The sequence below is a fragment of the Prevotella sp. FD3004 genome, assembly GCF_000746155.1.
GTDB lineage: Bacteria > Bacteroidota > Bacteroidia > Bacteroidales > Bacteroidaceae > Prevotella.
On sequence record NZ_JQKR01000012.1, the window covers coordinates 222,552 to 245,883 of the forward strand.

The 23,332-nt window shown below is 44.9% G+C and carries 19 protein-coding genes; 10 read left to right on the forward strand and 9 right to left on the reverse strand.

The features are described from left to right. Positions 1 to 92: 92 nt before the first annotated feature. From T325_RS04425 to T325_RS04435, 3 genes are read right to left on the reverse strand one after another with little or no spacing between them, the layout of a single operon-like run. Complete coding sequence (locus T325_RS04425; protein WP_036910764.1) at positions 93 to 851, reverse strand: succinate dehydrogenase/fumarate reductase iron-sulfur subunit; 759 nt, start codon at positions 849 to 851, stop codon at positions 93 to 95. Positions 852 to 857: 6 nt separating this feature from the next. After that, a complete protein-coding gene (locus tag T325_RS04430; RefSeq protein WP_036910765.1) occupies positions 858 to 2,837 on the reverse strand; it encodes a fumarate reductase/succinate dehydrogenase flavoprotein subunit in 1,980 nt (659 codons plus the stop codon). A gap of 26 nt (positions 2,838 to 2,863) precedes the next feature. Then, positions 2,864 to 3,559 (reverse strand): fumarate reductase, encoded by a 696-nt coding sequence (locus tag T325_RS04435; protein ID WP_036910766.1) that lies wholly within the window; start codon positions 3,557 to 3,559, stop codon positions 2,864 to 2,866. A gap of 188 nt (positions 3,560 to 3,747) precedes the next feature. On the opposite strand from T325_RS04435, the gene mnmG reads away from it, so the two are divergent. The 7 genes from mnmG (at position 3,748) to deoC (ending at position 10,366) form a co-directional block, all read left to right on the forward strand. Then, positions 3,748 to 5,649, forward strand: coding sequence for a tRNA uridine-5-carboxymethylaminomethyl(34) synthesis enzyme MnmG (gene mnmG, locus T325_RS04440; protein ID WP_036910767.1), 1,902 nt, complete (start codon positions 3,748 to 3,750; stop codon positions 5,647 to 5,649). A 50-nt stretch (positions 5,650 to 5,699) separates the two neighbouring features. Further along, the gene (locus T325_RS04445) at positions 5,700 to 6,227 is read left to right on the forward strand and encodes an adenine phosphoribosyltransferase (protein WP_036910768.1); all 528 of its coding nucleotides are present in this window, start codon (positions 5,700 to 5,702) and stop codon (positions 6,225 to 6,227) included. 76 nt (positions 6,228 to 6,303) lie between these two features. Beyond that, a complete protein-coding gene (gene uvrC / locus T325_RS04450) occupies positions 6,304 to 8,136 on the forward strand; it encodes an excinuclease ABC subunit UvrC (protein WP_036910769.1) in 1,833 nt (610 codons plus the stop codon). A gap of 262 nt (positions 8,137 to 8,398) precedes the next feature. Further along, positions 8,399 to 8,851: a D-aminoacyl-tRNA deacylase gene (gene dtd, locus T325_RS04455; RefSeq protein WP_036910771.1), complete on the forward strand. Its 453-nt coding sequence runs from the start codon at positions 8,399 to 8,401 to the stop codon at positions 8,849 to 8,851. Positions 8,852 to 8,853: 2 nt separating this feature from the next. Beyond that, positions 8,854 to 9,102 carry a hypothetical protein gene (locus tag T325_RS04460; RefSeq protein ID WP_036910773.1) on the forward strand — a complete coding sequence of 83 codons (249 nt, stop codon included), beginning with the start codon at positions 8,854 to 8,856 and terminating at the stop codon, positions 9,100 to 9,102. After that, on the forward strand, positions 9,099 to 9,425 hold the full coding sequence (locus T325_RS04465; protein WP_036910775.1) for a nucleotide pyrophosphohydrolase: 327 nt from the start codon (positions 9,099 to 9,101) through the stop codon (positions 9,423 to 9,425). Before T325_RS04460 ends, T325_RS04465 begins: the two co-directional genes overlap by 4 nt. 5 nt (positions 9,426 to 9,430) lie before the next feature. Continuing rightward, a complete protein-coding gene (deoC, locus tag T325_RS04470) occupies positions 9,431 to 10,366 on the forward strand; it encodes a deoxyribose-phosphate aldolase (protein WP_036910777.1) in 936 nt (311 codons plus the stop codon). A 68-nt stretch (positions 10,367 to 10,434) separates the two neighbouring features. On the opposite strand, the gene T325_RS04475 is transcribed toward deoC, so the two are convergent. Next, positions 10,435 to 11,409 (reverse strand): polyprenyl synthetase family protein, encoded by a 975-nt coding sequence (locus T325_RS04475; RefSeq protein WP_036910780.1) that lies wholly within the window; start codon positions 11,407 to 11,409, stop codon positions 10,435 to 10,437. Positions 11,410 to 11,496: 87 nt separating this feature from the next. Between T325_RS04475 and polA the strand changes: the two genes are divergently transcribed. Then, positions 11,497 to 14,262: a DNA polymerase I gene (gene polA / locus T325_RS04480; RefSeq protein WP_036910782.1), complete on the forward strand. Its 2,766-nt coding sequence runs from the start codon at positions 11,497 to 11,499 to the stop codon at positions 14,260 to 14,262. Between the two features lie 50 nt (positions 14,263 to 14,312). Here polA and T325_RS12325 read toward each other — a convergent pair whose 3' ends face one another. Together T325_RS12325 and T325_RS04490 are read right to left on the reverse strand one after the other, a co-directional pair. Then, entirely contained in the window at positions 14,313 to 15,050 is a 738-nt protein-coding gene (locus T325_RS12325) for a head GIN domain-containing protein (RefSeq protein WP_081911041.1), read from the reverse strand. 77 nt (positions 15,051 to 15,127) lie between these two features. Next, complete coding sequence (locus T325_RS04490; protein ID WP_036910784.1) at positions 15,128 to 15,646, reverse strand: DUF3237 domain-containing protein; 519 nt, start codon at positions 15,644 to 15,646, stop codon at positions 15,128 to 15,130. A 180-nt stretch (positions 15,647 to 15,826) separates the two neighbouring features. On the opposite strand from T325_RS04490, the gene ychF reads away from it, so the two are divergent. Continuing rightward, positions 15,827 to 16,927, forward strand: a complete 1,101-nt coding sequence (gene ychF / locus T325_RS04495) for a redox-regulated ATPase YchF (RefSeq protein ID WP_036910786.1) — start codon at positions 15,827 to 15,829, stop codon at positions 16,925 to 16,927. Beyond that, complete coding sequence (lgt, locus tag T325_RS04500; protein WP_081911046.1) at positions 16,927 to 17,781, forward strand: prolipoprotein diacylglyceryl transferase; 855 nt, start codon at positions 16,927 to 16,929, stop codon at positions 17,779 to 17,781. Before ychF ends, lgt begins: the two co-directional genes overlap by 1 nt. A gap of 76 nt (positions 17,782 to 17,857) precedes the next feature. On the opposite strand, the gene T325_RS04505 is transcribed toward lgt, so the two are convergent. The 3 genes from T325_RS04505 to mutS all read right to left on the reverse strand — a co-directional run bounded on the left by T325_RS04505 (position 17,858) and on the right by mutS (position 23,234). Then, entirely contained in the window at positions 17,858 to 19,501 is a 1,644-nt protein-coding gene (locus T325_RS04505; RefSeq protein ID WP_036910790.1) for a S41 family peptidase, read from the reverse strand. Between the two features lie 16 nt (positions 19,502 to 19,517). Further along, on the reverse strand, positions 19,518 to 20,510 hold the full coding sequence (locus T325_RS04510; protein WP_156097636.1) for a hypothetical protein: 993 nt from the start codon (positions 20,508 to 20,510) through the stop codon (positions 19,518 to 19,520). Positions 20,511 to 20,609: 99 nt separating this feature from the next. Continuing rightward, positions 20,610 to 23,234, reverse strand: a complete 2,625-nt coding sequence (gene mutS, locus T325_RS04515; protein WP_036910794.1) for a DNA mismatch repair protein MutS — start codon at positions 23,232 to 23,234, stop codon at positions 20,610 to 20,612. Positions 23,235 to 23,332 lie beyond the last annotated feature (98 nt).

A 23,332-nucleotide genomic window follows, 5' to 3' on the forward strand; every position in this document is an offset into this window, starting at 1 on the left:
ATAGATAATTGCAAATTGTTTAATCAGCCATCTTGCCTTCGGCAACCTTAGCTACGCTCGGCATAACCCAAGCAAGCTTGGCTCTGCTCTCACTAATCACTAAGCTTTGCCTTGATCATCTCGCGGTTCAGGCGAGCGATATTAGCAATGGTCTCGTTCTTAGGACAAACAGCCTCACAAGCGCGGGTGTTTGTACAGTTACCAAAACCAAGTTCGTCCATCTTGGCAATCATGTTCTTAACACGACGAGCAGCCTCTACCTTACCCTGAGGCAGCAGAGCCAGCTGGCTTACCTTAGATGAAACAAACAGCATGGCAGAACCATTCTTACAAGCTGCTACGCAAGCACCACAGCCGATACAAGATGCGCAGTCCATAGCCTCATCGGCATCCTCCTTAGAGATTAGGATAGCATTGGCATCCTGAGCCTGACCTGTGCGGATAGTGGTGTAACCGCCAGCCTGGATAATCTTATCGAAAGCGTTACGGTCAACCATACAGTCCTTGATTACAGGGAAGGCAGCTGAGCGCCAAGGCTCAACGGTGATAACGTCACCATCGTTGAAGCGACGCATGTAGAGCTGACATGTGGTTGCGCCACGCTCTGTAAGACCGTGAGGTGTACCATTAATGTAGAGTGAGCACATACCGCAGATACCCTCGCGGCAGTCGTGATCGAACACGAAGGGCTCCTTGCCTTCGTTGATGAGCTCCTCGTTCAGGATGTCGAGCATCTCGAGGAACGAGGTATCATCGGGGATATCGTGCATCTCGTGGGTATCGAAATGTCCCTGGTCCTTGGGGCCATTCTGGCGCCAGAACTTTATTGTAAAGCTGATATTCTTAGCCATATTTACTTAGTTTTTATAGTTACGTGTCTGTACCTTAATTGCCTCGTACTCCAGCGGCTCCTTAGAGAGCTCAGGCTCAACACCCTTGCCTTTGTACTCCCAGCATCCTACATAGAAGTAGTTCTCATCGTCGCGCTTGGCCTCACCTTCCTCGGTCTGATACTCCTCACGGAAGTGACCACCACAAGACTCGTTACGAGAGAGTGCGTCGAAAGCTACGAGCTGACCCATGGTGAAGAAGTCACGCAAGTGGATCGCCTTGTCGAGTTCGACATTCAGACCTTCCTTAGTGCCAGGAACGAAGAGGTTGGTATCGAACTCTTTCTCGAGCTCATGCATCTTCTTCAGACCTTCTTTCAGGCCTTCAGCAGTGCGACCCATACCTACATACTCCCACATGATATGGCCCAGTTCTTTGTGAATAGAGTCAACAGAACGCTTACCCTTGATATTTAACAAACGAGTGAGCTCTGCGTCAACTGCCTTCTCTGCCTCTTCGAACTCAGGCAGGTCGGTAGAGACCTTACCCCAGATAGACTGGTCTGCCAGATAGTTCTGGATGGTATAAGGCAAAACAAAGTAACCATCGGCCAGACCCTGCATCAGAGCAGAAGCACCCAGACGGTTAGCACCATGGTCAGAGAAGTTGCACTCACCGATAGCAAACAGGCCCGGGATAGTGGTCTGCAGCTCGTAGTCTACCCAGATACCACCCATGGTGTAGTGGATAGCAGGATAAATCATCATAGGTTTGTAGTACTTCACACCATTGATTTCGTTGGCAACATCGCCAGGGAATACGTCGGTAATCTCCTCGTACATCTCGAAGAGGTTTCCATAACGCTGCATGATAACATCCAGTCCCAAACGATTGATAGACTCTGAGAAATCGAGGAACACGGCCAGACCTGTGTTATTAACACCGAAGCCCTTATCGCAACGCTCCTTAGCTGCACGGCTGGCAACGTCGCGTGGTACGAGGTTACCGAATGCAGGATAACGGCGCTCCAGATAGTAGTCACGATCTTCCTCAGGAATCTCCCAACCCTGCTTGGTTCCTGCCTGCAGAGCCTTAGCATCCTCAATATTCTTAGGAACCCATATACGACCATCGTTACGCAGCGACTCAGACATCAGCGTCAACTTAGACTGCTTATCGCCGTGAACGGGAATACATGTTGGGTGAATCTGAACGTAAGAGGGATTTGCAAAGAAAGCACCCTTACGATAGCACTGAACAGCAGCTGTACAGTTACAACCCATAGCGTTAGTAGAGAGGAAGTAAGTATTTCCGTAACCACCAGTAGCGATAACTACAGCGTTAGCTGAGAAACGCTCAAGCTCACCAGTAACCAGGTTCTTGGCGATGATACCACGAGCGCGACCGTCCACAATGACTACATCCTCCATCTCATAACGGGTGTAGAGCTTTACTTTACCAGCCTGAACCTGACAAGAAAGTGATGAGTAGGCACCCAGTAGCAACTGCTGACCGGTCTGACCCTTAGCGTAGAATGTACGGCTAACCTGAGCACCACCGAACGAACGGTTGGCCAGCATACCACCGTACTCACGAGCGAAAGGTACGCCCTGAGCCACACATTGGTCAATAATATTGTTAGAAACCTCAGCCAGACGATATACGTTAGCCTCGCGAGCACGATAGTCACCACCCTTTACGGTATCGTAGAACAGACGGTAAACAGAGTCACCATCGTTCTGGTAGCACTTAGCGGCGTTGATACCACCCTGAGCAGCGATAGAGTGAGCACGACGGGGTGAATCCTGAATACACAGGTTGATTACATTGAAGCCCATCTCGCCGAGTGAAGCAGCTGCAGATGCACCAGCCAGACCTGTACCAACTACGATAACATCGAGCTTCAGCTTGTTCTTGGGGTTAACCAAGCGCTGATGAGCCTTATATTCCTTCCATTTCTCAGGCACTGGTCCTGCGGGAATCTTTGAATCTAATACTTTTGCCATAATCTTTTCTAATTAAAAATTGATAATTAGCAGCTACCGCCACAGAGCGAAGGAGCACAACCGAATGCGAATGCCAGAACCACAATGAGGAAGCAGAGCATGAGCAGAGTCACGTAGATGTTACCAATACACATCCAACGCTTCAGCCAAATCTTGCCACTGACGCCCAGTGTCTGCATAGCTGACCAGAAACCATGAGAAAGGTGGAACCAGATAGCTACAAGCCAAACAACGTAGAGCACAACAAAAACAGGATTCGAGAACGTCTCCTTAATCCATCCGAAACCATCGGTGGGGCTGATAGCGGGCATAGCGCCAACAAGTTCTGCGAACATCATGTTGTACCAGAAGTTCCAAAGGTGAATCAGCAAACCAACGCAAATGATGAGACCCAGAACAAGCATGTTCTTAGATGCCCACTCTACCTTACCAGCATTAACCTGTGTAGCCACTTCGTAGCGGTTGTCGCCACGAGCCGTACGGTTCTGCGCTGTCAGAATGAACGCGTAGACGATGTGAATCACTGCCAGAGCTGCCAAACCAAGTGTTGCTACAACAGCATACCAGTTGGCACCTAGGAATTCGCAAATCATGTTGTAACCCTCTTCCGAGAATAGCGCTACCATGTTCATGCAACCATGAAAGGTCAGGAACAGAATCAGCGCAACGCCCGTAACAGACATTACAACTTTTCTACCAATTGATGAATTGATTAACCACATAAGTTGTTGAATTTAAGTTATTTATAAAAATTTGTAATCCTTCCTTATACCTTATTTTAGGTATATCTACCCTACTTTTAGAGCGCAAAGATACTATAAATTAATGATAATTCAAAGTTTTTTGAGACAAAAATGCATTATAATTCCAAATTTTATTGTTACTTTTGCGGAAAATTAGCGAAACGAAGATGAAATTCAACTATGATGTGCTGGTTATAGGGGGTGGACACGCTGGTTGCGAAGCAGCAAGCGCAAGCGCTAACATGGGAGCCAAAACCTGTCTGATAACCATGGATATGAACAAGATTGCGCAGATGTCGTGCAATCCTGCTATTGGCGGCATAGCCAAAGGTCAGATAGTACGTGAGATTGATGCACTGGGAGGTCAGATGGGATTGGTGACCGATGCCACATCAATACAATTCCGCATACTAAACGTCGGCAAAGGCCCTGCCATGTGGAGTCCTCGCGCTCAGTGCGATAGAGGAAAATTTATATGGGAGTGGCGCAAGCACCTCGATGAAACCGAGAACTTAGACATCTGGCAAGATCAGGCTGACGAACTTATTGTGGAAAACGAAAACAAAGGAAGCGTAAGGGCTATTGGCGTCAGAACTATCTGGGGTACAGAACTTTACGCAAAATCTATCGTTATTACTGCAGGTACTTTTCTCAACGGATTGATGCACATCGGGCGAAAGATGGTGGCAGGAGGGCGTATTGCAGAACCTGCCGTAACCCATTTTACAGAAAGCATCACAAGATATGGCATTGCCTCAGCTCGCATGAAGACAGGCACCCCTGTCCGTATTGATAAGCGTTCTGTTCATTTTGAAGACTTAGAGGAACAACCAGGAGAGGATCGCACATACCAATTCAGCTACATGAATAAAAGCGGAGCCTTAAAACAACTACCCTGTTGGACGGTAAACACCAATGCTGAGGTGCACGAGATTTTAAAAAGCGGTTTGGCAGACTCTCCATTATATAATGGCCAAATTCAATCGATAGGTCCGCGTTATTGTCCCTCAATAGAAACGAAGCTCGTTACCTTTCCTGATCGCGAGAAGCATCCGCTGTTCTTAGAACCAGAGGGGGAAGACACCAATGAGATGTATCTCAACGGCTTCTCGTCTTCTTTGCCGATGGACGCACAAATTGGAGCATTAAAGAAGATGCCCGCTTTCAGAGACGTGAAAGTATATCGACCTGGCTATGCAATTGAGTACGATTTCTTCGATCCGACACAATTAAATCATTCGTTGGAATCGAAGATTATCTCTAATCTCTTCATGGCGGGACAGGTAAATGGCACTACTGGTTATGAAGAGGCTGGAGGTCAAGGAACATTGGCTGGCATCAATGCCGCCCTGAAAGCAGGCGTAGAAAGTGATAGTCAATTCAACCCCTTCATTCTACATCGCGACGAAGCATATATAGGCGTTTTAATCGATGATTTAGTTACAAAAGGCGTCGACGAACCCTATCGTATGTTCACTTCCAGAGCCGAATACCGCATTCTTCTTCGTCAGGACGATGCAGACGCTCGCTTGACGGAAAAAGCCTACGAGTTGGGATTGGTAAAACGTGACCGCTATGAATGGTGGATGGAAAAGAAACAATATATCGAAGAAATCGAAACTTTCTGCCAAAATTTTGCGATTAAACCGCGTTTGATTAATTCCGCCTTGGAGGCTGCTGGCACTACCCCACTCCAGTTTGGCTGCAAGCTCATTGATTTAGTGAATCGTCCACAATTAAATTTGTCAAACCTTTCTGAGATGATTCCACAACTCAAGGAGGTTCTGAATCGCCCAACTAATCGAAAGGAGGAAATTGCAGAAGCTGCAGAAATCCGAATGAAATATAAAGGATATATCGAGCGTGAGAAAATTGTGGCCGAAAAAATGCATCGCTTAGAGAATATTAAAATCAAAGGACACTTTAACTACGAAGAACTTCAAGGCCTTTCCACCGAGTGTCGTCAGAAGTTGATGAAGATTCAGCCCGAGACGTTGGCACAGGCAAGCCGTATCCCTGGAGTCTCACCGAGCGACATTAATGTACTTTTGGTACTAATGGGAAGATAGTGTTCCACGTGAAACAAATATAATTATACAGACATTATAACTCATTGATTATGAACAACAAGACATTGATTGACAATCTGCGTTGCATACCAGATTTCCCAAAGAAGGGCATCAACTTCAGAGACGTAACAACTCTCTACAAGAGCGCCGAGTGCATGAAGATCATGATGGAGGAGTTGGAAAAGCTCTACAAAGACAAGGGTATCACCAAGGTGGTAGGCATTGAAAGTCGTGGTTTCATTCTTGGCGCAGCCCTCGCCGCCCGATTAGGCTGCGGATTCGTAATGGCACGCAAACCGGGCAAATTACCCGCAACAGTTATCAAAGAGTCATTTTCCAAGGAGTACGGCGTTGACACTATCGAGATGCATATCGACTCTATCGACGAGAACGATGTTGTGCTGATTCACGACGACTTGCTGGCTACGGGCGGTACTGCCAAAGCTGCTTATAATCTTGTCCAGCATTTTAAACCCAAGAAAGTCTACATGAACTTCATCATCGAGATTACAGACGAGGGCCTTCATGGTCGGGACATGTTTGAGGGAATCGACCTCACTACCCTCATGACACTGTAACGTTTCACGTGAAACAACATCTTGCGGAACATGCCTATTTAAAGGCTTTCCGCAAGATTAACAACAAAGAATAGGAATGACGAAGGAAGAAAACGAGAAGCGATTAACATACCTGAAGAAGATTGTAAGCAGACTACCAGATAAACCTGGCAGCTACCAATTCTATGATGAGGACCATACAATAATATATGTAGGAAAGGCCAAGAGCTTGAAATCCAGAGTCTCATCCTACTTTCACACAGAGGTAGACCGTTTTAAGACGAAGGTTCTAGTCAGCAAGATCTTTGATATTAGCTACACCATAGTCAATACAGAAGAGGACGCATTATTACTTGAAAATTCACTCATAAAAAAATACAACCCTCGTTACAATGTGCTACTGAAAGATGGAAAGACCTATCCTTCTATCTGCATTACAAACGAGTATCTTCCTCGTATCTTCAAGACACGTACCATCAATAAGAAGTGGGGAACATATTATGGGCCCTACTCTCACGTTGGTTCAATGTACGCCATTCTCGACATAATCAAAGAACTATATCACCCAAGGACCTGTCGGCAACCCATCACAAAAGAGGGAATCGAAAACGGGAAATATAAAGTCTGCCTCGATTACCATATTAAGAAATGCATGGGGCCCTGCGTGGGCAAGCAGAGCTATGATGACTATCAGAGAAACATACTGCAAGCTCGCGAAATACTGAAAGGCAACACCGGCGTAGTGATGAAGGAACTGAAGGATGAGATGCTAAGACTTTCAGAGCAGTTACGCTTCGAAGAGGCAGAAGAAGTGAAGCGTAAATATATGCTTCTGGATGGATTTGTAAGCAAAAGTCAGGTGGTTAGTCACACCATCAACAATGTGGACGTTTTCTCCATCACATCCGATGAAAAAATGGCCTTTATCAATTTCATTCACGTGGCAAATGGTAGTGTAAATCAGAGCTTTACAATAGAATACAAGAAAAAACTTAATGAGACCGATGAGGAGCTTTTGGAACTTGGAATCGTGGAGATTAGGGAGCGTTTCAAAAGCAATTCAAAGGAAATCATCGTTCCTCAAGAGGTTAAAGTAGAACTTGAAGGAGTTACCTTCACTGTACCACAAAGAGGCGACAAGAAAACCCTACTCGACCTATCAATTATGAACGGAAAAGAGTATAAATTCGACCGTCTGAAACAAGCCGAGAAACTCAATCCCGAACAGAAACAAACCCGCTTGATGAAAGAACTACAGGAAAAGCTCCATCTGCCCAAACTACCCTATCAAATCGAGTGCTTTGACAACTCAAATATATCCGGTACCGATGCTGTTGCATCATGCGTGGTATTCAAGGCCATGAAACCCAGCAAAAAAGACTATAAGCGCTTCAATATTAAGACTGTTGTAGGGCCCGATGACTATGCTTCGATGAAGGAGGTTGTACATCGCCGCTACAGCAGACTTATAGAAGAAGAACAACCCCTACCCGATCTTATTATAGCTGACGGCGGAAAAGGACAAATGGAGGTGATTCGTGAGGTGATTCAAGACGAGTTAAATCTAGACATCCCCATTGCAGGACTGGCAAAAGACGACCGTCACCGTACCAATGAGTTGCTTTATGGCTTTCCACCCATGAAAGTAGCACTGAAACTCGATTCAGAACTGTTTCACGTGCTTTCACAAATACAGGACGAAGTACACCGCTTCGCCATCGAATTCCACAGAGACAAGCGTTCTAAGCGTGCTTTACACTCCGAGCTGGATGATATCAAGGGAATAGGACCAAAGACGCGTGACGAGCTTCTAAAAGCTTTTAAATCCGTTAAACGCCTTCGCGAAGCCCCACTCGAACAACTTTCTGAGGCTGTAGGACCGGCAAAAGCAGCTATTGTTTACAACTACTTTCATGCTTTGAACGGCTGACAGGAATATGCAAGTACATGGTCAGCAGCTATATCTTATTGTGCAATATAGATTAAATTGCAAAGCAAAATAGACTAAATTGCAGAACAAAATAGACTAAATTGCAGAACAAAATAGACTAAATTGCAAAAAAAGGAGATGTCTCTGTCAATACATAAGCTTAAATGTATCAATTGAAAACAGCACGAATGACAGTGAAATAAAACACTAGATTTGGTAAATTGAAAATAAGTTTGTAACTTTGCCGAAAAATCGAAAGATAATGAGAGCAGTCATACAACGAGTTACCCATGCCAGCGTAACCATCGAAAGCAAGGTAAAAAGCCGTATAGGACATGGATTTCTGATTCTGTTAGGCGTATGCGAAGAGGACACGATGGAAGATGTGGACTGGTTAGTGAAAAAGATAGCCAACCTGCGTGTGTTTGGTGACGAAAACGACGTGATGAACCGCTCTATTCTCGACATTCAAGGCGAGGCTTTGGTAATAAGTCAGTTTACACTCTACGCCAGCTACAAGAAGGGTAACCGTCCTAGCTGGTTCCGTGCAGGCTCACACGAGCACTCTATCCCACTCTACGAGGCCTTCTGCACTCAACTTTCCGATGCCATTGGAAAGCCAGTTGGCACAGGCGAATTCGGCGCAGACATGAAGGTTGAGCTCCTCAATGACGGGCCCGTAACCATCTGTATGGATACAAAAAACAAAGAATAAGAATGAAGAAATATCTCAAGGAAATAGAAATATCGGGCCTGATTCTGACGGCTATCGGCGTAGGACTTTCCTACATCAAGGGCATACAATATGGCGTATGGCCATGCGGTATAGGGCTCTTCCTGCTACTTCTTATTTTTCTCTACAAAGCATTCCACTGGAAGGAATACGAGCGCGAGAATAAGCAGTATATCATGATTATACTGATTTGCATTTTCATATTAATACTTCAAATGTTTAAGGCACGATGACCATCAAAGAAGCGCAAGAAGCGGTAGACCGCTGGATAAAGGAATACGGCGTGCGCTACTTCTCAGAACTTACCAATATGGCTGTTCTGACGGAGGAAGTTGGCGAACTGGCCCGGGTGATAGCGCGTAAATACGGCGATCAGAGCTTCAAAGAGGGCGAGAAAGATAACCTTGGCGAAGAAATGGCCGATATTCTCTGGGTGCTACTCTGTCTGGCTAATCAGACGGGAGTTGATCTCACTGATGAGTTGCAGAAATCCATCGAAAAGAAGACACAAAGAGACTCATTAAGACATATACATAACAAGAAACTATTAGCATAACAATTATGGCAGAACATCATCATGACCACGAGCATCACCACCATGTGGAGATGCCACAGAAGAGCCGTATTGAAGAGGCTCTGAGCAAGTACAACCTCGATGTGAAGGATGAGGACGTGAAAGAGGCAGTGAAGAAAATTATTGCCGAGAAAGTACATGAAAACGACACTCCAGAGGTGAAACAGTTCCTGATGGGTAGCGTAGAACTAACGACACTGAAAACTACCGATTCTGATGAAAGCGTAATGGCCTTCACAGAGCGTGTAAACCAGTTTGACGAGCAATATCCTAACCTACCCCACGTAGCAACCATCTGCGTATATCCCCGCTTCGCCCGCACCGTAGCAGAAACGCTCGAGGTGGATGGCGTGGAGATTGCTTGCGTGTCAGGCTCATTCCCATCTTCCCAGGCCCTTATCGAGGTGAAAACCATCGAGACCCAACTGGCCGTAAAAGACGGCGCTACAGAGATCGACATGGTACTCTCAGTAGGTGAGTTCTTAGAGGGCGACTACGAGACCGTGTGCGATGAGATACAGCAGATGAAAGAGGCGTGTGGCGACAAAAAGATGAAGGTGATTCTGGAGACAGGTTGCCTAAAAACTGCTGCCAACATCAAGACCGCCTCAATTCTGGCCATGTATAGCGGTGCCGACTATATCAAGACCTCTACAGGCAAGCTGGAGCCAGCCGCTACACCAGAGGCTGCTTATGTGATGTGTCAAGCCATCAAGGAATACTATGAGCAGACTGGCATTCAGATTGGTTTCAAGCCCGCAGGAGGTCTTAACTCCGTGATGGACGCACTGATATACTATACCATCGTCAAAGAGGTTCTGGGCGAGAAATGGCTCACCAACGAGATGTTCCGCATGGGAACCTCACGCTTGGCTAACATGCTATTGAGTGAGGTCATCGGTGAAGAAGTGAAGTTCTTTTAACAAGTAAACCTAGATGATTCCGCTCTTAATAAATAACCCTCGCAATAAAACTTGCGAGGGTTATTTATTTACAGATTCCTTTGAATCACATATTCAAGATAAGCAGTAAAAGCAGGCTTAAGTTCTGGTTTCACACATTCATCGATATACCTTTGAGCCTCAATAGCAATCTCTTCCATCTTGCGCTCAGCATACTCAATGCCACCCTGTTGCTTAGCAAACTCCACCAAAACAGCTATTTCATCCGAATTAATCGTTCCTGCCTTCACCTTCTTGGCAAGCGTCATCATGGCGGGCTGATCAGCATGATTCAGAGCATAGATAATAGGCAAGGTCAACTTGCCTTCAGCCATATCATTGCCCGTGGGTTTACCTATCTCTTTAGAGTCATAATAATCGAAAATATCATCACGAATCTGAAATATCATACCAATATTTCGACCAAAAGTCTTAGCTTTCTCTATTGTTTCCTCAGAGGCGTTGACAGAGATAGCGCCAAGCTCAGAACATCCTTCGAACAGCGCAGCTGTCTTCTTCTCAATTACCTGATAATAAACATCTTCTGAGATTTCCTTATTTGAAATATTCGACAACTGTAGAATCTCACCAGCAGCCAGTGTTCGACCCAGTTCCGACAGGCTCTCAACTATACGCAGGTTTTTTGACAATGACACACGTAACAAGGCGGTAGAAAGAATATAGTCGCCCACAAGCACAGCCACTTTATTATTATAAGAAGCATTCACCGAAGGCTGTCCACGCCGCTGACTGCTCTCGTCAACCACGTCATCGTGAACCAGCGAGGCAGTATGCAACAACTCTAGTCCAAGCGCTGCATTCTGTGTAACATCAGAAATCGTCCCGTAATTCTGAGCTGTAAGCATAATAAGCATGGGACGCATGCGTTTTCCACCCCTCTGACGTATGTGTGAAAGTACTTGTCCGAGCAAGCCTTCGCCTTCGGAAAGACATTTATTAAACAACTCCGAGAAGTCGTTCAACTCAACTGCAATGGGTCTTCTAATCGTCGATAAATAATCCATATCTCACAGATTTTCGTTACAAAAATAGTAAAAATGGTTGGAATTACAATATTTTTAAGTAATTTTACGCCGAAAATTAAGAAAGTTATGCAGAAATTGTTCCTTTTAGATGCCTACGCACTCATTTATCGGTCGTATTACGCATTCATCAAGAACCCTAGAATCAACTCGAAAGGCTTGAATACAAGTGCAATTATCGGCTTCTGCAACACACTCAACGAAGTGCTGCAGAAAGAGCTGCCCACCCATATCGGTGTGGCTTTCGACCCCCATGGTCCCACGTTCCGAAGCGAAGCATTTCCTGAGTATAAAGCTCAACGCGAGGAGACACCAGAAGACATTCGCAAGGCAGTACCTATTATCAAAGATATATTGAAAGCCTACCGCATTCCCATCCTTCAGGCAGATGGTTTTGAGGCCGATGACGTTATTGGAACCTTAGCCAAGAAAGCCGATTCCATCGGTGTAGAAACATATATGCTGACACCTGATAAGGATTATGGCCAGTTGGTAACAGAGAATGTGAAGATTTTCCGCCCCCGTCATGGAGGTGGTTATGAAACAATGGGACCGAAAGAGGTAACAGAAAAATATGGCATCACAAACCCACTCCAGGTTATCGACCTCTTGGCACTCATGGGTGACTCGGCAGATAACTTCCCTGGATGTCCTGGTGTGGGTGAGAAGACAGCTTCGAAACTCATCAACGATTTTGGAAGTATAGAACAACTGATTGCCCGTTCATCAGAAATCAAAGGTAAACTTCGCGAAAAAGTTGAAGACCATGTAGACGACATCAAGATGAGTTACTTCCTCGCAACCATCAAAACCGATGTTCCCATCGAACTCGATATGGAAGCTTTGAAACTCGTCGAGCCCAACGAGGAAGAATTGGGCAAACTCTTCACCGAACTCGAGTTCAAGAGTCTCGCAGATAGGATTCTTAAAAAACCTCAAAATAAGCCAAAGCCCGTTAACGCGCAACTCGATCTCTTTGCCGAATTTCCGACCGACGGATCAAGTTTAAGCGAAAATTCGAGTTTTGAGACCCTTAAAACAACGCCTCACAACTACAAACTTATTGAAAATGAGGATGATTTGGCGAATTTACGTGATTATTTCTTAACAAAAGAAATTCTCAGTCTAGATACGGAAACCACTTCAACCTCCGCCATCGAGGCAGAATTGGTAGGTTTAAGCTTCGCCGTGAAGGAATTTGAGGCATTTTATGTGCCCATTCCTGCTAATCGTGAAGAAGCGTTGCGAATTGTTAACATCTTTAAAGAGGTATATGAGAACGAGAAAATTCTCAAGGTAGGACAAAATTTGAAGTACGATCTCGAAGTGCTTCGCAACTATGACATCCATCTGGCTGGTCCAATGTGGGACACCATGATTGCACACTACCTCATTCAACCCGAATTGCATCACAACATGGACTATATGGCCGAAATCTATCTTAACTACCAAACCATTCATATAGATGAGCTGATTGGACCCAAAGGCAAGAACCAGAAATCCATGCGATCCCTCCTACCCTCTCAGGTTTATGAATATGCTGCCGAAGATGCGGACATCACATTACGCTTAAAGAATAAATTAGAACCTGAGCTGAAGAAGTTTGAGTGCGAAGAGCTCTTTTATAATATAGAGATGCCTCTGATGCCTGTACTCGCAGAAATGGAGATGAACGGCGTTTGTCTGGATACGGAATCACTAAAAGAAACGTCAAAAGTTTTAACTGACCGTATGAGTGAGTTAGAGGAACGTATCTACGAACTTGCAGGTTTACAGTTCAATATTGCTTCGCCAAAGCAGGTAGGTGAGATACTCTTTGATAAGCTTAAAATCGTAGAGAAAGCCAAGAAGACCAAAACTGGGCAATACGTCACAAGCGAAGAGGTGCTTCAGCAGCTGCGCAATAAGCACGAGATAGTAGCAGACATATTGGAACACAGAGGTTTAAAGAAACTTATAGGCACCTATATCGATGCCCTTCCCAAGCTAATTAATCCTCGTACAGGACATATTCACACCTCGTTTAATCAAACGATTACTGCTACAGGACGCCTGTCAAGTAGCGATCCTAATCTCCAAAATATTCCCATCAGAGGCGAGGATGGCAAGGAGATTCGCAAGGCCTTTATCCCCGAGCCTGGTTGTCTGTTCTTTTCAGCAGACTATTCGCAGATAGAACTCCGTGTAATGGCACATCTCTCTCAGGATGCTCAGATGATAGAGGTGTTCCGTGAAGGTAAAGATTTGCATGCTGCCACAGCGGCAAACATCTACAAAAAGGATATAACGGAAGTGACCCGTGATGAACGCACCAAGTCAAAACGCGCCAACTTCGGCATTATTTATGGTATCACCGTGTTTGGCTTGGCAGAGCGTTTGGATATCCCTCGCGACGAAGCTAAGATGCTGATTGACGGCTACTTTGCCACCTTTCCACAAGTACACGACTATATGGAGAAATCAAAAGACATTGCTCGTCAGAAGGGGTATGTCACTACCCTCTTCGGACGACGACGCTATTTGCCTGATATCAACTCGCACAACGCCACTGTTCGAGGCTTTGCTGAGCGAAACGCCATCAACGCACCCATTCAGGGCACAGCAGCTGATATCATCAAGGTAGCTATGATCCACATTTTCAACCGCTTCAAGGCAGAAGGCATCCGTAGCAAGATGATTCTCCAGGTACATGACGAACTTAACTTTAGCGTCTATCCAGAAGAAAAAGAGAAGGTTGAGCGTATCGTTATTGAAGAAATGCAAGCCGCCTTCCCACTGTCTGTTCCCTTGGTAGCAGACAGCGGATTCGGTAAAAACTGGCTCGAGGCACACTAAAATAAGAAAAGCTGCGGAAGTGTTATCTTTCGCAGCTTTTCTTTTTATTCTTACAACTCAGTGATGCTGCCTATCTTAGGATTATTGAATTTCCTATGAGCTGGACGACCAGCATACCGCAAGGAGCCCACGCCCGTCACACCGCCTTCAATGGCTTCAGAAGCATAGCACTGTATACTGCCTACTCCCGTTACCTGTGCTTTCACGTTGTAAGCCTTCAAATCCTGTGCGTTGATGCTGCCCACACCAGTGCAACTATATTCTGCTTTTTCAGTCTGACCACTCAGTTCTATACTACCTACACCCGTACATTTTACATCAAGGTTCTTTACGTTCAGTTGGTTCAGGAAGAAAGAACCCACACCACTATTGTAAACCTCAAAAGCCTCGGTTGTCAGACTGTCGAGGCGAACCTCAGAAGCACCAGAATTCCTGACTACGTTAAGCGTCGGCGTATAGATAATGATATCTACATCCTCTGTATCGATATTGACACTGTTTCTTGTAAAGCGGATTTTCAACTCACCACCCTCATTGGTAAATTCATACAGATCAATATAGTTGTCAGGCGCAGAAAGCGTCACGCGGCTGTCACCTTTGCTCTGAACAATACGGATATTGCCAACTACGTGGTTATCAATCTTATCGAAAGCCTCAAACTGATACTTGGCTTTTACAATATTATCACTTGGCGAGATCCTATTGCTTATATTATTACCAAAATTCACGCCACACGACGTTAAAGAAAGCAAGAATGCCGTTGCCATCATTAATAGTTTTGTCTTCATACCATTTACATTTTTAGTTGTTACTTTATCTGTTTGACGTACAAACTATTCAAAAAGTTGCAGTACCAGATAAAAAGTCACTTCACACGCCACACATTCAAAACAATTCCCTTAAACGACTGAGAGAACTCTGGAGCACACACAAAGAGCGAATTGTTCAACCAAGCATACTTGCCGTCTGCAGGAGCCTCAAACTGCGGGGCAGCCCTGAAATAGAACGACGGATTACCCTGGGCGTCCTTACCTGTGGCGATAATACCACGATTGCGAACATGAATAACCACGCCATCGTCTGTCTTAATACAATAGATGGCTTCAAGTTCGGTACGATTCAGCGACTTGTTTCCTAACTGATAGTCAGCACCGCCATTAATGATAGTTCCTTTAATGGCAGGACCTTCGAATGTTCCTCCGGTTATGGGAATGATGGTTCGTTGGCCGTGCTGGGTCTCGCCTGCAGAATAGGCTTCACCAAGTGTCACTTTCAGTTGCAGGGCAAACTCCAACTCTGGGGTATCTTTGGGTTCAGTAACCTGAGCGCTGGCTCTTACGTTAAGCGCCAGTAACATGATGATTGATAACAGAATTTTATTCATTTTATCTATTAATTTAGTTGATAATCGGCTGCAAAGATAGACAAATAATGAAAAGAAACAAAAAGAAATAAGAGTAAAACTCAAATAAATTTGGTTTTTTGCTCACTTAATCGTAACTTTGCACCCGAAAAGTCGACGAAAGTCAACTTATTGTAAAAAGATAAACGTTTATAGAAGAAAATGGCATTGAAGTGTGGTATTGTAGGACTGCCGAATGTAGGTAAGTCTACATTATTTAATTGCTTGTCGAGCGCAAAGGCTCAGGCGGCAAACTTTCCTTTTTGTACAATTGAGCCTAATGTGGGCGTGATAACAGTGCCCGATGAAAGACTGACTAAATTGGCAGAGCTGGTACACCCAGGTCGTATCGTGCCTGCTACTTGTGAGATTGTTGATATTGCTGGCCTTGTGAAGGGAGCCTCAAAGGGCGAAGGACTGGGTAACAAGTTCCTTGGAAATATTCGTGAGACAGACGCCATCATCCATGTACTTCGTTGCTTCGAGGATGAGAATATCACCCACGTTGATGGCACTATCGACCCCATCCGTGACAAAGAAATCATCGATACAGAACTACAGCTGAAGGACCTTGAGACCATTGAGGGCCGCCTGGCTAAGACAGAAAAGGCCGCTGCAGCAGGTAATAAGGATGCGAAGGTTGAGGCGACTGTGCTCCATGCTTATAAAGAGGTGTTGGAACAAGGTAAGAATGCCCGCATCGTGGAGTTTGAAAGTAAGGATGAGCAGGATTGCGCTCGCAACCTCTTCCTGCTTACTTCAAAACCCGTTCTTTACGTATGTAATGTAGGCGAGGCGGACGCTAAGAATGGCAACGACTTTACTAAGAAAGTTGAAGCGCTAGCCAAGGAAGAAGGCGCTGAGACCATGATTATTGCAGCCAAGACCGAAGAGGATATCGCTGAACTCGAATCATACGAGGACAAGCAGCTGTTCCTCGAGGAACTGGGCTTAGAAGAGAGTGGCGTAAACCGTCTGATCAAGAAGGCTTACGCCCTGCTGAACCTCGAGACCTTCATCACTGCTGGTGAAATGGAGGTAAAGGCCTGGACATATAAGAAAGGCTGGAAGGCACCTCAGTGTGCTGGTGTCATCCATACCGACTTCGAAAAAGGCTTTATCCGTGCTGAGGTCATCAAATACGACGACTATATCCAATATGGCTCTGAGGCAGCTGTCCGCGAAGCTGGCAAGATGGGCGTAGAAGGTAAGGACTACGTAGTACAGGATGGCGATATCATGCACTTCAGATTCAACGTATGATGCAATACCTATTAAACTATATCGTCTGGAATCCAAACCTCGAGGCATTTCACTTGGGGGCTTTTTCCATTCGCTGGTATGGCCTGATGTGGCTCATTGGATTTGCTCTGGCCTATTTCTTCGTGAAGCGTCTTTACAAAGAGCAGAAAATCAAGGATGAACTTTTCGATCCGCTCTTTATCTATTGCTTCTTAGGCATACTGATTGGTGCCCGTCTGGGACATTGCATCTTCTACCAGCCTCAAGATTTCCTTACCTCCTGGCAAGGCATCGTGGAAATGATTCTGCCTATTCGCTTTGGCGACGACGGCAGTTGGCTTGGCCAGACCTTTGGTTTCTTCATTACTGGCTACGCGGGCTTGGCCTCTCACGGTGGAACGTTAGGTCTGATGATTGCCCTTTGGCTCTATGTCCGCAAGACAAAGCTCAACATCTGGACGGTATTAGACAATATAGCCATAGCCACAGGTAGCATGGCATGCTGCATCCGTCTGGGCAACTTGATGAACTCTGAGATTATCGGCAAGATAACAGACGTGCCCTGGGCATTTATCTTTGAGCGTGTAGATGCCGTACCTCGTCACCCAGGACAACTTTACGAAGCCATCGCCTATGCCATCCTGTTCTTCATTTTGTGGTATCTGCACAAAAAGATGCCTCAGAGAATAGGCACAGGCTGGTACTTCGGCTTCTGTCTGACCTATATCTTCACCTTCCGCTTCTTCATCGAGTATACCAAGGAGATACAGGAAGCTTTCGAAGCCTCTCTCCCACTCGACATGGGACAGATTCTCTCCATCCCATTCATCATCATCGGAGTCTGGTGCATGATAAAAGCTAAAAGAAAAGGATAAAAAGAAAATCGTCTCATTAACCTGAGACGATTTTTATTTGTTATAGTTTGATTCAAAAAGTCAGTGTTATGTGTTATCATTTCTTCAAATCCTTGGCAACCCAAAGTACCCAGGAATCAATATTATCCGTCAGTTGTTCTGGATATGGTAGAGGTATTGTGATATCTGGTGCATAGCCTGGAGTCTTCTTCTTACACCACTTCTCGAATGTACTTTCAACTGTCATGGGGAAGCGCATATATATTTGGCTGTTAGGCAGACGAATTTCGTTGCAGTTACCCGTCTCTTCGCATCCCATTGTATTTTCTCTTCCATATACCTTTGCATGTTTTTTAGAGTAATTGCGGACATAACGTACTGGTGCTTCTGCAGCGCTAGCGCTGTTATTGTCTATTATAATAGCTCCTTTACGCACAAGTGGAGTATGCTGATTCTGGCCTTTAGATGTAGATGACCACTTTAAATAGCTACCATCTTCTGCTAAAACAGCCTCTGACATTACCCTGTTGTGAAAGTTATTAGGATCATTATTACAGTATTTCTTCAACTCCTTATTGTTCTCATAACTTACTCTAAAATAATCCTGTTCATCATTCATAGCACTACAGTCGCACATAAACCTTGTAAACAGAAGACTAATAGCGTCACCGCCACCTGTATTACCACGAAGGTCAAGAATAAGATATTTGCAGCCCGACTGTTTGAACTCCTTTTCTTTTTCTGACATCCAGTTCCATGATGGATTTTCACCTCTGCACGATGGTAGGCGTAACAGATATGTTTCATCGTCTACTTTACAGCCAACAGGTTGGGGAGAATACTGGGGGATAAGGTTGTTGTAATCTATCATTTCTTCTGAACGTAGTTTCCAGAAGAAATCTGAAGAACAGCCAGTGTGGCGATCGAAGTTCTTGTGAAACCAGAATATATAACGTCCTACGGCTTCGTCGGCAGATATATTTCCTTGCAATAATTGCGATAGCAGACTATCTTTCAGAGAATTGTATTCGTTTTCAAATCCACATCGCGTTAATATGGGGAAAATAGCATTACTACGTTCGTTGACATCAATAGCGAAGTCAAAGGTTTCGTATGCCTGACGAATAGAATCTGGCTTTGCACCATATCTTTTCACAAACTCATCCATGAAGTACTTTGATATGTCTTTCTTAATACCAGGTGCTTTGATGCCTAATGCTTTTTGAACGCTATTGGGTAATCCACATCGATCCCAAATAGTTACAAAAGGATGACCATCGTTGTCGAGTGTTGTTACAGATATTGTTTCGTCGTCAATCCAAGTTATCATACATATCATATCATCCGTCTCAATGACATTTTCGCTGAGATAGCTGCAAGCCGTATATTGGCACTGAACGATATTGGGAGTTGGAACTACTGCCATCACAGCTCCATTATCGCCAAACACCTGATAGGTGTTCATTCCCATACGACCTACCCAATACTGCGATGTGGCTGTGTTGGTTAGTTGTTTGCCTCTCATTTTCCATGTTCCATACAGTCGGTGTGGCTTTTCGGTTTGTTTCATCTTCAGAACATTCATAGCAATCTGAATGTTATCAGAATCCCTGTTAGCCGACTGTTTGCACGATAACATAATAGTTACAGAGTCAAGGTTTATTCTGTACTGCTTGTTGTTCTGTGAATACCCTTCAAATGTAGCAAGGGTAAACAAAATGGTTAAGATAATCTGTTTCATATACGGTTGATTAAATTTAGATATGTTTCAAATACTCCATAATTCCCTTGCGGTATAGTTCTGCGGGGTCTGTAATACCTTTATTAGATAAACTATCAAAAATCTGACAGAAGGTCTTAACGTCTGCATCACCAAAGTTTCGATAATCCTCTGTTTCCTTGCCTGCTATCTTGCAGTTATACCAACAAGCCATACTTTCAAAGGCACTCCAAGGTACGTATGTCAGGTCTTTTTTCGAGTTTAAAGAACGTGTGTACTCTTTCATTTCCTCTACGATAGAGTCGATACTATCTTGCATTAAGAAAATACCAAACTCATGGCTGAACATTGCCAGCTGATAGTCCAAATATTGATTGTAATAGACGGTATTGGTGTTTTCATTAAGATTGTTGTACGATGGACCTTTAGCGCCAGCACGATACAAAAGCCAGTGATAATCACCACGACGCCATGTGTAACCAGTAACGCGCTCCCAATCCTTAACAACAGGGTTCTCCATCATTTTCTGTCTCAGCTGATTCTGACGTTCCTCCATGTCTTTCTTCGCCTGAGGATAAACCGTATTGAGATAGTTGTCGTAGTTATCGACATACACCTTGGAAATAGCTTTGGCAATATTCATCACATCGTCAGGTGAGTTATAGCGCTTGGCCATCTCTTGATATTTGTCCATGACTTTTTGAAGGCTATCAGCATTGGCAAATGTCTCTGCAGAAATCATAAAGAAGAACGTTCCTGCCAACATTCCGCCTTCACCTTGTCCAAATATCAGATGTTCCTTATATTTTTGGAGGGTATCGACAGCGGCTTTAGAAAGCGTATTACCATATTTTGCTGTGTATTCCTCGTCAGAGAATCCTAGCCCAGCAAGTGTGTATAGATGAGTAACGTAGTTAACCTCAGGACGTATCTCAAACAGAATCTTAGCACCAGCAGCTTGCATGAATGATTGTCTGCTGAAGTTGACCATTAATAACGCCAAAAACAAAAATAATACAGTTCTTTTCATTACAATTTAGTTTATATATACATATGACGATGAAAAGGTTCGAATAGCTACAATTATTGACTAAAAAACTGTATTTTTGCCTCTTATCAAGGATTATCATTACTTCCCTGAAACAATCTTCTTAATATCATTGAGTTTGTTGAGGGCTTCTAATGGAGTTAGGTTGTTGACATCAAGACCCAGAATCTCATCACGAACCTGACATAGCACTGGATCATCAAGCTGGAAGAAGCTCAATTGCATGCCTTCGCGAGAGGCAGCAATCTCTGCCGTGGGCTTACCAACAGAGCCAACAGAGGCATTATCGGCCTCCAACTGCTTTAAAATCACGTTGGCACGCTTCACGATAGAGCGAGGCATACCGGCAATCTCTGCCACATGGATACCAAACGAGTGCTCACTCCCACCCTTCTCCAACTTACGCAGGAAGATGACCTTACCATCCACTTCTTTCACTGAGACATTATAGTTCTTGATGCGCGAGAAATTCTTCTCCATCTCGTTCAGCTCATGATAGTGCGTAGCAAAGAGCGTTCTGGGGTGCCCTTTGGCATTCTCATGAAGATATTCCACAATGGCCCAGGCAATAGAAATACCATCGTAAGTACTTGTTCCCCTACCCAACTCATCGAAGAGCACCAAAGAACGAGAGCTGACATTATTCAGGATGTTCGAGGCCTCTGTCATCTCTACCATAAATGTAGATTCGCCAAGAGAGATGTTGTCCGAGGCTCCTACACGAGTGAATATCTTGTCCACCAGACCTATTCTGGCGGCTTCTGCAGGCACAAAACAACCTATCTGGGCCAGTAATACTATCAAAGCCGTTTGGCGCAACAGGGCTGATTTACCTGCCATATTCGGACCGGTGATAATGATAATCTGCTGGCGCTCGTTGTCGAGCAGGATATCATTGGGCACATAGCGCTCTCCTAAAGGCAATTCTTGTTCTATCACCGGGTGACGGCCCTGCTTGATATCAATCACCTCAGTCGAGTCAATCACAGGACGTATATAGTTATTCTCCTCGGCCACCTTGGCAAAGCTCAGCAAACAGTCGAGATGAGCAATGATGTTGGCATTGATCTGAATCTGAGGGATAAACTCCTGCATGCTCAGAATCAGATCGTTGAAGAGTTTTGCCTCCAATGACAAAATCTTATCTTCAGCGCCAAGAATCTTCTCCTCGTACTCTTTTAATTCCTGAGTGATATAGCGCTCTGCCTGAGCCAGCGTCTGCTTACGCACCCACTCTGCCGGCACCTGGTCTTTATAGGTGTTACGAACCTCCAGATAATAGCCGAATACGTTGTTATAGCCTATCTTCAGCGAACTGATGCCCGTCTGCTCTGCCTCGCGCTCCTGAATCTTCAGCAGATAATCCTTGCCACTATAGGCTATGCTGCGAAGTTCGTCGAGTTCTGCATTTACACCATCTTTGATAACGCCACCCTTAGCTACCAACTGTGGTGGATCGTTCTGTATTTCCTTTTCTATTCTGTCTCTCAGCGACTCACAGAGATTCAGCTGTTCCCCTACCCTGTTCAGGGCCTCATTCTTGGCATAGAGACAAGCCGTCTTGATGGGCTGAATAGCCTGCAGGGCCGTCTTCAGCTGTACCACCTCACGAGGCGAAACACGTCCAACAGCAGCCTTCGAGATGATACGTTCCAAATCTCCTATACGGTGAATCTGGTCGTCAATACACTCACGAAACTCAGGTTCACGATAGTAATACTCCACGATATCCAGGCGCTCATTGATAGGCTTCTCGTCCTTTAAGGGAAATACCAGCCAGCGACGCAGCAATCGGCCTCCCATCGGGCTCACCGTCTTATCAATCACATCAAGCAGTGACTTACCGTCTTCCTGCATCGGATGAACCAGCTCAAGACTGCGGATGGTAAACTTATCCAAGCGCACATACTTGTCTTCCTCGATACGTGAGATGCTCGTGATGTGTCCAATCTGCGTGTGCTGCGTCTGCTCCAGATACTGCAGAATGGCGCCTGCGGCAATCACGCCCGACTTCAGATGCTCTACACCAAAGCCCTTCAGGTTTTTCACGTTGAAGTGGCGCAGCAGCTTCTGGTTGGAAGTCTGCTCTGTAAACACCCAGTCGTCGAGTTGGAAAGTAAAATATTTTGTACCGAAGCAGCGTTCAAACTCCTGCTTCTTATTCCTGTCGTGAAGCACCTCTTTAGGCGAGAAATTGCCCAGCAGCTTCTCTACATAATCCGCCGTTCCCTCTCCTGTCAGGAACTCACCTGTAGAAATATCCAAGAAAGCTACGCCATAGCTCGACTTGCCAAAATGAACTGCTGCCAAGAAGTTGTTTTCCTTATAGTTCAGCACATTATCCGACAACGCCACACCAGGCGTCACCAGTTCGGTAATGCCTCTCTTTACAAGCTTCTTGGTGAGTTTAGGATCTTCCAACTGATCGCAGATAGCCACGCGCTTTCCTGCCCGAATCAGCTTGGGCAGATAAGTGTCCAGCGCATGATGGGGAAAGCCAGCCATCTCGTCGCCCTTTACGCCTGCACCATTGTTACGATGGGTCAGCGTGATACCTAAGATCTTTGAGGCAGTAATGGCATCTTCACAGTAGGTCTCATAGAAGTCACCACACCTGAACAGCATCACTGCGTCAGGATGTTTCGCCTTCAAATCGAAGAACTGTTTCATCATCGGGGTCAGCTCTTTTCCTTCTTTCTTTGCCATTACCTGTTTGCTTTTAGTTCGAGTTGCAAAATTACTCCTTTTTTCCCAATTGACAAAATTTTCCCTTGAAATAATTGTTTTCCTAAGTTTTTTACTAC